Source organism: Streptomyces sp. NPDC007162, assembly GCF_040634175.1.
In the GTDB taxonomy this organism is placed as follows: domain Bacteria; phylum Actinomycetota; class Actinomycetes; order Streptomycetales; family Streptomycetaceae; genus Streptomyces.
On sequence record NZ_JBEYFC010000373.1, the window covers coordinates 1 to 9,211 of the forward strand.

Consider the following 9,211-nt stretch of genomic DNA (forward strand, 5'->3'; position numbering starts at 1 on the left):
CCGCACAGCTCGTAGGACTTCTTCAGCTTCTTCAGGTTCTTCGGAACGTCCTTGAACTGCTCCTTGAAGACCTCCGCCGACTTGCCCGCCCACTGCAGGAGGGCGTCCTCACCGGCCATGCCCTTGACCAGACGCAGCGCGTCGGAGACGTCGTCGGCGAAGGAGTGGAGCTGCTGCGCGAGGGTTCGCACGCGCTGCGGGTCACCGGGGGTGGGGTCCTGGTCGAGGTCGAGTGGATGCCAGTCCGCCGGTCGGTAACCCGCCATGCCCCCGCAACCCCCGTCGCGTACGCCCCATACGAAGTTCTGCGCGCATGAACTTACAGGGCTCACTCGTACGAGGTGAAGTGACCCTTTGCAGGGGCCAACCGCGTGGCCACGGACGGCGGTCGCAATGTCACAGGAAGGCAACCAATCCACCCTTGCAGGGGATGAGTTGGCGCTGTTTTGCCCTGCTCGTGCACCCTTTGCGCGGCTGATGTTCAGCCATTCGCTCTGGTGTCTTCGCGCCCGACCCGGCTACCGTGTCGGCTGCTTTCTTCGACATCAGCCGCCCCATCAGGAGCCCACCGTGACCCGCCGTTCCCGCCTGCTCACGACTGCCACCGCCGGTGCGACTGCGGCACTTCTGCTCGCCGGTTGCGGCGGAGGAGGCGGAGACAAGTCCGACTCGAACGGCAAGATCGCGGGCGCGGACACGGGAGCGTCGGCGTCGGCTTCGCCGAGCGCTTCGGCGACTGAGTCCGCCGGCCGCCCGAAGATCTCGTTGCCCGCCGGGGACACTCTCACTTTCACCCCTGAAGAGGACTCCGATCCGGTGAAGGACGCAATCCTCAAGGACAACGCGGAGTTCGTCCGGGCGCTGGATGCGGCGATCGGTGCTCAGAACCCGCGACTTCCCGCTCTGGAGTACTACACGGAGGGCGAGGGTGCCGCCGCGGCGCAGCAGTGGGTGAAGTCCTTTGTGGACGCGGGGCTGACAGTCACTGGAATCGTCCGTTACTACGACCGGCAGGTCACTGTGGAGTCCAAGACCAAGGCGTCACTGACCTATTGCGGAGACGAGAGCAAGGGCTACAACAAGGTCATCAAGACCGGTGTGGTCAAGAAGACGAAGACCACCAAGAACAGTTATGTCGTATATGGCGTCCAGGTTGAGAAGAACGCAAAGGGCGTCTGGGAGCTCGTAAAGATTGCGTCTACTCGTGGAGCTGACAAATGCCAGCCGTGACCAGGCTCCGCCAAGGAATCGTGACGATCGTGCTGGCGGTCTCTGTCTGCGGGCTATCAACTCCTTCGGCCATGGCCGACAGGCCCGGAGGCGGCGGATCAGTCGGCGGCGGGTCCGGATCGGACACCAGCACATCCGGTGGAGCGGACGGCGACACCATTAACTCGACAGCAGGCGCCATCGTCTACGACCGCTCCAAGAACGGCACTGGTGCCTCCGTGGGTCCGGTCGCCGCCACCACGTCCTGGACGCCGCCGGCCTGCTGGTACGCCCCCAAGTACAGTCCGGCCGAGCTCAAGGCGTACCTGGAACCGATCTGGGCGGCGGACTCCACGGGGTATCAGTGGGACGCCGAGCAGCGTGACCGTTACGTCAACGGCCACCCCTACAAGGACTTCAACGAGGACAAGACCGGCAAGGGTTACTGGTGGGACTCGTACGTCAACAAGTCCTTCCCGCCGGGGTGGGACAAGTGTGACGAGCCGTATTTCTGGGTGGACAAGGGAGACGCGCCCCCCGCGAACATCCCGAACACCATCTCCACGAAGATCCTCGGCGAACTCGCCTACAACGAGATCCGTGTCCCCACCACAGAGGTGAGCCTGAAGCCCGCGGGTACGACCAAGGTCAACCTCGCCACCTGGGCATGGCTGGACAAGGCGACGTTCAAGCCGGTGTCGGTCACCGCCAGCGTTCCGCTGCTCGGCATATCGGCAACGACCACTGCCGAACCCGTCTCCCTCAGGATCGACCCGGGTACTTCCGACGCGGTGACCTACCCGGCCTCCGGAGTCTGCGAGTTCAACAACGGCAGTGTCGGTGAGGAGTACACCGCGGGTGACGCAGGCAAGACACCGCCCTGCGGGGTGAAGTACCTCCGCTCGTCCGGCAACGGCTCGTACCAGCTCAAGGCGACGGTCACCTGGAAGATCCACTGGACCGGAAGCGACGGCAACGGCGACAGCCTCCCCGACGGCGCCTTCGGCCGATCGCAGGACGTCGTCGTGCAGGAGATCCAGTCCGTCAACAGGTGAGAAGGGTGCCGTCCGGGGTGCCAGGCGCGGCACTCGATCCAGCTGTGGATGTCCGTTCCCATGTGGTCACTGTGGCCGTGAGCGGGTCATGCCGTTGACGAAGTGGGCCCATGTGGAGGCCTCGACCGTAAGGCGGAGGCCCGCCGGGTTTTTCGAGTCACGGATGTGTACGACTGCGTGGGCGGTGGCCATCTCGACGCAGTTCGAACTGTCGCCGCTGTACGTGGATTTCCGCCAGTGGAGTATGTGCACGGCCGCCCTTTCAGATGGTTCGGATGAGGCTCTGGATGAAGTCGTGCGACTCAGCGGGACCGAGCGCGCAGGACTCCATGTGATCCAGCACGGCACGGTACTTGCTCAACTGTGCCTCCCCGTCGAGGAAGCCGCAGCCGCCGTGGTGGGTGTCGAGTTGCACCGTGTCGAGCTGGGGGACCGGTCCCTCGACGTAGTCGAAGGACTGACCTGTGCTGGGGTAGTACTCCGCGTCGAATGGAATCACCTGAACAGTTACGTCGGGCAGCTCGCTCATGTCGAGGAGATGCTTGAGCTGACCACGTCTGACGTCGGGGCCCCCGAACCGGATGCGAAGAGCCGACTCGTGAATGATCGCTGTGTACGGCAGGGGATGCTCGCGGTGGAGGACCCCTTGCCGTTTCATGCGATGCGTGAGGCGGTGCTCGATCTCGTACTGCCTCATGGACGGCACGACGGCCCTGAAGAGGGCGCGGGCATGGTCCGCGGTCTGCAGTAGCGCGGGAATGTGCATCGCGAGGGCCACCCGCAACCCGGTCGCGTGGTGTTCGAGTTCGGCGAGGTCGACCAGTGCGGCCGGGAGGTGTTCGCGGTACTCCTCCCACCAGCCGCCCGTTCGGCGCCCGGTCATCGCGGCCAAGGCGTCGACCACAGCCCCGTCCGAGCAGTCGTACGCCGACGCCAGTGATCGGACTCGGTCGGCACTGAGTGAGCTGCGACCTGTCTCGATCATGCTGACGCGCCCCTGGTTGACGCCCAGAAGCGTGGCGGCCTGGGTGACGGTGAGGCCGGATCGCTCACGGAGTTTGCGCAGCTCAGTGCCGAGACGCCGTTGACGCAGAGTGGGATTGCTGGTGGGCGGCACGGCATGTCCTTCCCGGCCGATGTGCGGCTCTCTTGTAACCCACGAGAGGTAAATGCGGGTATCTCTCCCTCGATTGGGAGATATATCTCCTGATTGCGACCTACTGTAGTGCTTGCACCGCGCAACTCCCCGCGCCTGCAAGCCGGAAGTGCACCTCCCCCAGGCAGAGCCACCGCCCGGCGCGGTCGTTGAGCGAACCCGAGTCATGTCTCTCGTCGGAGGTCCCGTGGACACCGTATCCCTGCCCGACACCTGGTCGTACGCCCTTCGCCTGCCCCGTGATCCGCGCGCGGCACGCGTCGCACGTATGACCGTACGGGCGGCGCTCAGCGGCCACGGCAGGCACGAATCCCTGGACACCGTGGAGCTGTTGACGTCGGAACTGGTCACCAATGCCTACCGGCACACCCATGGCCCCGCTTCCCTCCGGCTGACCGCCCTGCCCGGCGGTCGGCTGAGGGTTGGGGTCTGGGACAGCCACCCGCGGATCCCGGCTCCGTTCGGCGCACCTCCCTGGGACCGGGTCCGGCCGGCCCTGGAGGATGCCGAAGACGGGCGCGGGTTGTGTCTCGTTCAGGAGTACGCCGACGCGTGGGGCGGCTGGCCGATCGGCGACGGCGGCGGATCGGACCGTGGTGCCGGGAAGCTGCTGTGGTTCGAGGTGACCGGACGGAAGTCCGAGGGCGCTCGCGAGGCCGTCGCATGAGGCCGCGGGCGCGCGGTGAAGACACTTCGCCCACCCCCGACGCGGTTCGGGTCACGCTGGCCCGCATCGCACCGCACCGGCTGGGCGAAATGGAACGGCAGAAGGAGCAGGCGCTGGCGGCTGCCCTGCAGGACGGCAAGATCGGCCACCTGCGGCACTGGCTCGGCCATTGGCAGGCGCAGGTGGAAATCGAAGGACGGCCGGACCTCCGTGCCCGCTACCAGGCAGCGCTCGCGGCGGTGCACACCACCAGCGATCGCGACGACCCCGCGTTCCGGACGGCCACGACGGAGCTCCGAGCCGTCGAGGCGGAGGCGCGGCGGACGGTGTCCAGGTGACGTACCGGGGACGAGCCCGGGGCTACAGCTCCGGCCGCCCCCTCACCCATCCCCGTACTTCGAGTCCGCCGCCGGGTCCAGGGCCAGCCGGTACCCGCGCTTGACCACCGTCTGGATCAGTTTCGGCGCGCCCAGGGCCGTACGCAGCCTCGCCATCGCCGTCTCCACCGCGTGCTCGTCGCGGCCCGCGCCGGGCAGGGCGCGGAGGAGTTCGGAGCGGGCGACCACCCAGCCCGGACGGCGCGAGAGCGCCCGTAGCAGGGACATGCCGGCCGGCGGTACCGGCTTCAGATCGCCGTCGACGAGGACGGCGTGCCCCCGGATCTCCACGCGGTGTCCGGCGACGGGCAACGCCCGGGCACGCGAGGGGAGTTCCCGGCAGAGAAGCTGTACGAGGGGGCCGAGCCGGAAGCGCTCCGGCTGGATGGTGTCGACGCCGACGGCCTGGAGCGGCAGGGCCGTCACCGGACCGACGCAGGCGGGGACGACGTCGTGACCGAGCGCGGCGAGCAGGTCGTCCCGCAGCCCGCGGACCTCGGCGCGGGAGATCAGCGAGGCCGCGGCGGGTGCGCTGGTGAAGGTGATGGCGTCCACCGAGCGCGTGACCACGGCGTCGAGGAGCCGGTCCACCGGCCCGAGGTCCTCCGGCGGCATCCACCGGTACACCGGCACCGGCAGCACCTCCGCACCCGCGGCCCGCAGCGACTCCACGAACCCCGGCAGTGGTTCCCCGTGCAGCTGTACCGCGATCCGGCGGCCGTCGACGCCCTCCTCCAGGAGCCGGTCGAGCACCTCTGCCATGGACTCGGAGGACGGTGACCACTCCTCGGTGAGCCCGGCGGCCCGGACGGCCCCTTTCACCTTGGGCCCGCGTGCGAGCAACTCGACGTTCCGCAGCCTCTCCAGCAACTGCTCGCCGAAGCCCCATCCGTCCGCGGCCTCGATCCAGCCCCGGAACCCGATCGCGGTCGTCGCCACGACCACGTCCGGCGCCTGGTCGATGATCTCCTTGGTGGCGGCGAGGAGCTCACCGTCGTCGGCGAGCGGCACGATGCGCAGGGCGGGGGCGTGCAGCACGGCGGCGCCGCGCCGCTGGAGCAGTGCTCCGAGCTCGTCGGCGCGGCGCGCGGCCGTGACCCCCACGGTGAACCCCGCGAGGGGACCGTGCCGGCTGCCGTCGTCCGGTCGCTGCTGTTCCTCGTCCATGGCTGCTCTCCTAGCTGACCCGCATGCGAACCGAGCCTGTCAACGGCGCGTGACAGGCTCGGTTCCGCTTCATGTCACCAGTGTTACGTCACACCTCGGCGTAGCTGAGCTGCGCCTTCGCCTCGGTGGCGGTCGCGGCCTGCTCCCGTACGGCCGGCCGGCGAAGGTATACGGCCCAGGTGATGGCGAAGCAGAGGCCGTAGTAGGCCAGGAAGGCCACGAACGCGCCGGTGCCGGAGCCGTAGGAGAGGAAGGACTGCCGGAAGGCAAGGTTGATACCGACGCCGCCGAGCGCGCCGACCGCGCCGATGAGGCCCATGGAGGCACCCGAGAGCCGACGCCCGTACTTGACCGCTTCCTCACCCTCCAGCCCCTTGGCGAGGGCCTTGGTCTGGAAGATGCCGGGGATCATCTTGAACGTGGAGCCGTTACCGATGCCGGTGAGCGAGAACAGCACCACGAACGCGACGACGAACAGCGGCAGCGACTTCTGCATGCTGGCGACGACCAGGACAGCGGTGGCCGCGGCCATGGCGACGTAGTTGTAGAGAGTGATCTTCGCGCCGCCGTACTTGTCGGCGAGCCAGCCGCCCACGGGCCGGATCAGCGAGCCGAGCAGCGGGCCCATGAAGGTGAGGTACGTGGCCTGCAGCGGCGTACGGCCGAACTGGTTCGTCAGCACCTGGCCGAAGGCGAAGCTGTAGCCGATGAAGGAGCCGAACGTCCCGATGTAGAGGAGGGACATGATCCAGGTGTGGGCGTCCTTCGCGGCGTCCTTGGCTGCACCGGTGTCGTTCTTGACGTTCTCGATGTTGTCCATGAAGAGCGCGGCGAGGACCGCGGCGACGACGATGAGCGGGATGTAGATCCCCAGCAGCACCCGCGGCCCGCCGTTGGCGCCGATGACGGCGAGGGCCACCAGCTGGATCGCCGCCACACCGATGTTGCCGCCGCCGGCGTTGAGCCCGAGCGCCCACCCCTTCTTCCTCAGGGGGAAGAAGGCGTTGATGTTGGTCATGGAGGAGGCGAAGTTGCCCCCGCCGATGCCGGCGAGGAGCCCGATCCACAGGAAGGTGTCGAACGACGTCCCCGGCTTCATGACGGCGAAGGCGGCGACACTCGGGACGAGCAGCAGGCTGGCCGAGACGATCGTCCAGTTCCGCCCGCCGAAGATCGCAACCGCGAAGGTGTAGGGCACGCGCACGACGGCACCGACCAGGGTCACCATCGATGTCAGCAGGAACTTGTCGGCCGGGGTCAGCCCGTACTCCGGCCCCATGAAGAGCACCAGCACGGACCACAGGGTCCAGATCGAGAACCCGATGTGCTCGGAGAGGACGGAGAAGGCCAGGTTCCGCCGGGCGATCTTCTCTCCCTTGTCCTTCCAGAACGCCTCGTCCTCCGGATCCCACTCCTGGATCCAGCGACTACGTGAAGTAGGGGCTGGGGCTGTCATGACGCCTCCACGGTGCTCCGCGTGCTCGGTCTGCCGACTTCGGATGAGTGACTGAGCCCGAAGGTAGGGAGGCGGCGTTTCCGCCCTGTGGCTGTGGGTGACCGGAAGGGAACGTTGCTCTCACCCCGGGGAGGGGGCGGGTGAGAGGTCCGGGGGCGGGGGCCGTGTCAGGGCGATGGGTACGGGACTGTGGGGGTGGGGCTGCTGGTTTTAGGGCCGGTTCGCCGTGGTGCTGGCCGGGCTCCTGGGTGTGGTGGCGCGCCGGTGCTGTCCGTGCAGGCTTGCGGACATGCTCTTCGGGTCGGCTGCCGGGGTGCTTGCCGGCCGCGGGTGGTAAACCGCGGTTGTGACGTTCCTGGTGGTGGTTGAGGGTGATGCGGGCGGATGGCGCGTCGATCAGGAGGCCCTCTCGGAGGCGATCTCCGATCGGTGGACCGACGTCGAAATCCGCTCTGAGCTTCCCAGTGAAGCGCGCAGTGCCCTATGGGAGTTCGAGACGACGAACGGTCCAGGAGAGGCGTACCTGCATGTGGAGGGCACATGCCTGTACATGGACGTCTGGGAAAGCGACGCCGTCTGGTTGGCGGTCCTCTTCCGCAGGCTGGCGCCGGATGGCCTTGACCTGATCTTCTGCGATGAGGGCTACACATTCGATGTTCGTCTCCCACCCGGGGTCACCGAGGCCGAGCTGGCGGCCCTGGTGGATGCGGCGAACTGAACTCAGCTACTGAGGCTGCCGGGCTGCACGCAGGAGTGGAGCTCCTGCTGGACAGGTTCCCCAGCAAGATCACCGCCGCCTGCCAGGAGCTTCGCCGCATCTACCGGTCCGCAGCATCACCGTGCGGCGGTACTTCGCCACGGGCGACGAGCGGACCGGCTGACGGGCGTACCGACGAGCGGACCGGTTGACCGGCGGACCGGCGGACCGGCGTACCGACGGACCGGCTGTCCGGCGTACCGCGTCGGCGCGGGACGCGCGTCGTACCGGAACCTCGTGCAACAGCGGTGCGAGGGCTTCCGGCCGGTCGTCGTGCCGGGCACTGTGAGGGGACACGGTTCCCTGTCCTAGGCGGTGACAGGCACATGGCACTGGGTACGGCCGCGGCCCCCTACGAGCTGCGCTTCGACGCCGGGCGGATCTGCCTGGACCTCCTGGCGACCACACATCCCGGCGAACGGCTCGACGGGACGGGACCGTTGCAGGCCTGGATCACCGGATCCGGACTCGTCCCGGCGGGCACGCCGCTGGCGCACGCCGACCCGGGATGGCTGCCGGGCTTTTGTGAACTGCGCGGTCACGTGGCGGAGTTGGTGCGCGGCCGGAACGCGGCGCGGACCAGGTCGTACGATCTCGCGCTCGCCCGCGTCAACGAACTGGCCGTCGCCGCGCCCCCGGCCCCGCGTGCGGTGTCCGGCGAGGACGGCTCGCTCGTCCGGGAGTTGGCGGGGCCGCCCGAGTGCGCGGCGCTGCTCGCGGCCGTCGCCCGGGACGCCGTGGAACTGCTCACCGACCCCGTCGCCCGGGCCGCGATCCGGGAGTGCGAGGGCGACAACTGCCCCCTCGTGTACCTGGACACCTCCCGGGGCCGCAGGCGCCGTTGGTGCTCCAGCGAGGTCTGCGGCAACCGCGAACGGGTGGCCCGGCACCGCCGCCGTGCCGCACTCGCCCGCGCCTGAGACTTCGACCTCCCGCCACCCCGACTGCTCAACCCCTGTCCCGTTCGCGGCTTCTGTCGGACCTTCATCGAAGATCCCGGAACGTGATTTCGACAACACTCCGTTTGGTGACCGCCGCGTACGGGCAACCCGCCCCTCCTTGGCGATGTGTCGGAAATGTAAAGATCACGAGGGGGGAATGTGCTGTCATGTCCCGCTCGTCATGACACCACGCAGAAAAATGTGGGGTCTTGTTGAACACCCCGCGAGTCACTTCCGTACCGGTGGGGGAGCGACCGACTGGGGGAACCCCCGGACACCGGAGGTGGGCGTGCGCAAGGATGCGGCCGTGGCCAATGAACGTGGATCGAGGGCCCGACATCGCATGTCCCAGCCCTCGGAGCCTGATGAGGAGCTGATGCGTGCCCTGTACAGGGAGCACGCCGGACCTCTCCTTGCGTATGTCCT

The 9,211-nt window shown here is 68.0% G+C and carries 10 protein-coding genes and 2 pseudogenes; 7 read left to right on the plus strand and 5 right to left on the minus strand.

Going from position 1 to position 9,211, the window contains the following annotated elements:
• Nucleotides 1-266: pseudogene (locus ABZ646_RS32735) on the minus strand (hypothetical protein); the annotation flags it as partial.
• Between the two features lie 304 nt (nt 267-570).
• Here ABZ646_RS32735 and ABZ646_RS32740 point away from each other — a divergent pair.
• Both ABZ646_RS32740 and ABZ646_RS32745 read left to right on the plus strand, forming a co-directional pair.
• On the plus strand, nt 571-1,230 hold the full coding sequence (locus tag ABZ646_RS32740) for a hypothetical protein (RefSeq protein ID WP_360526964.1): 660 nt from the start codon (nt 571-573) through the stop codon (nt 1,228-1,230).
• Nucleotides 1,218-2,264 carry a hypothetical protein gene (locus ABZ646_RS32745; protein ID WP_360526967.1) on the plus strand — a complete coding sequence of 349 codons (1,047 nt, stop codon included), beginning with the start codon at nt 1,218-1,220 and terminating at the stop codon, nt 2,262-2,264. The genes ABZ646_RS32740 and ABZ646_RS32745 overlap by 13 nt, the downstream gene beginning before the upstream one ends.
• Before the next feature lie 66 nt (nt 2,265-2,330).
• Here the strand turns inward: ABZ646_RS32745 and ABZ646_RS32750 are convergent, their stop codons facing one another.
• Nucleotides 2,331-2,612: a DUF397 domain-containing protein gene (locus tag ABZ646_RS32750; RefSeq protein ID WP_360526970.1), complete on the minus strand. Its 282-nt coding sequence runs from the start codon at nt 2,610-2,612 to the stop codon at nt 2,331-2,333.
• On the minus strand, nt 2,527-3,381 hold the full coding sequence (locus ABZ646_RS32755; protein WP_360526973.1) for a helix-turn-helix transcriptional regulator: 855 nt from the start codon (nt 3,379-3,381) through the stop codon (nt 2,527-2,529). Before ABZ646_RS32755 ends, ABZ646_RS32750 begins: the two co-directional genes overlap by 86 nt.
• Nucleotides 3,382-3,607: 226 nt before the next feature.
• On the opposite strand from ABZ646_RS32755, the gene ABZ646_RS32760 reads away from it, so the two are divergent.
• Both ABZ646_RS32760 and ABZ646_RS32765 read left to right on the plus strand, forming a co-directional pair.
• Nucleotides 3,608-4,087, plus strand: a complete 480-nt coding sequence (locus ABZ646_RS32760; protein ID WP_360526976.1) for an ATP-binding protein — start codon at nt 3,608-3,610, stop codon at nt 4,085-4,087.
• 89 nt (nt 4,088-4,176) lie between these two features.
• Nucleotides 4,177-4,425 (plus strand): hypothetical protein, encoded by a 249-nt coding sequence (locus ABZ646_RS32765; RefSeq protein ID WP_360526979.1) that lies wholly within the window; start codon nt 4,177-4,179, stop codon nt 4,423-4,425.
• A gap of 42 nt (nt 4,426-4,467) precedes the next feature.
• Here the strand turns inward: ABZ646_RS32765 and ABZ646_RS32770 are convergent, their stop codons facing one another.
• Both ABZ646_RS32770 and ABZ646_RS32775 read right to left on the minus strand, forming a co-directional pair.
• The gene (locus ABZ646_RS32770; RefSeq protein WP_360526982.1) at nt 4,468-5,631 is read right to left on the minus strand and encodes a uroporphyrinogen-III synthase; all 1,164 of its coding nucleotides are present in this window, start codon (nt 5,629-5,631) and stop codon (nt 4,468-4,470) included.
• Between the two features lie 88 nt (nt 5,632-5,719).
• Nucleotides 5,720-7,087, minus strand: coding sequence for a nitrate/nitrite transporter (locus tag ABZ646_RS32775; protein ID WP_360526985.1), 1,368 nt, complete (start codon nt 7,085-7,087; stop codon nt 5,720-5,722).
• 346 nt (nt 7,088-7,433) lie between these two features.
• Here ABZ646_RS32775 and ABZ646_RS32780 point away from each other — a divergent pair, with 346 nt between their 5' ends.
• The 3 genes and pseudogenes from ABZ646_RS32780 to ABZ646_RS32790 form a co-directional block, all read left to right on the plus strand.
• Nucleotides 7,434-7,805 (plus strand): hypothetical protein, encoded by a 372-nt coding sequence (locus ABZ646_RS32780; protein ID WP_360526988.1) that lies wholly within the window; start codon nt 7,434-7,436, stop codon nt 7,803-7,805.
• Nucleotides 7,806-8,170: 365 nt separating this feature from the next.
• The gene (locus tag ABZ646_RS32785; RefSeq protein WP_360526991.1) at nt 8,171-8,764 is read left to right on the plus strand and encodes an ABATE domain-containing protein; all 594 of its coding nucleotides are present in this window, start codon (nt 8,171-8,173) and stop codon (nt 8,762-8,764) included.
• A 304-nt stretch (nt 8,765-9,068) separates the two neighbouring features.
• Nucleotides 9,069-9,211: pseudogene (locus ABZ646_RS32790) on the plus strand (RNA polymerase subunit sigma); the annotation flags it as partial.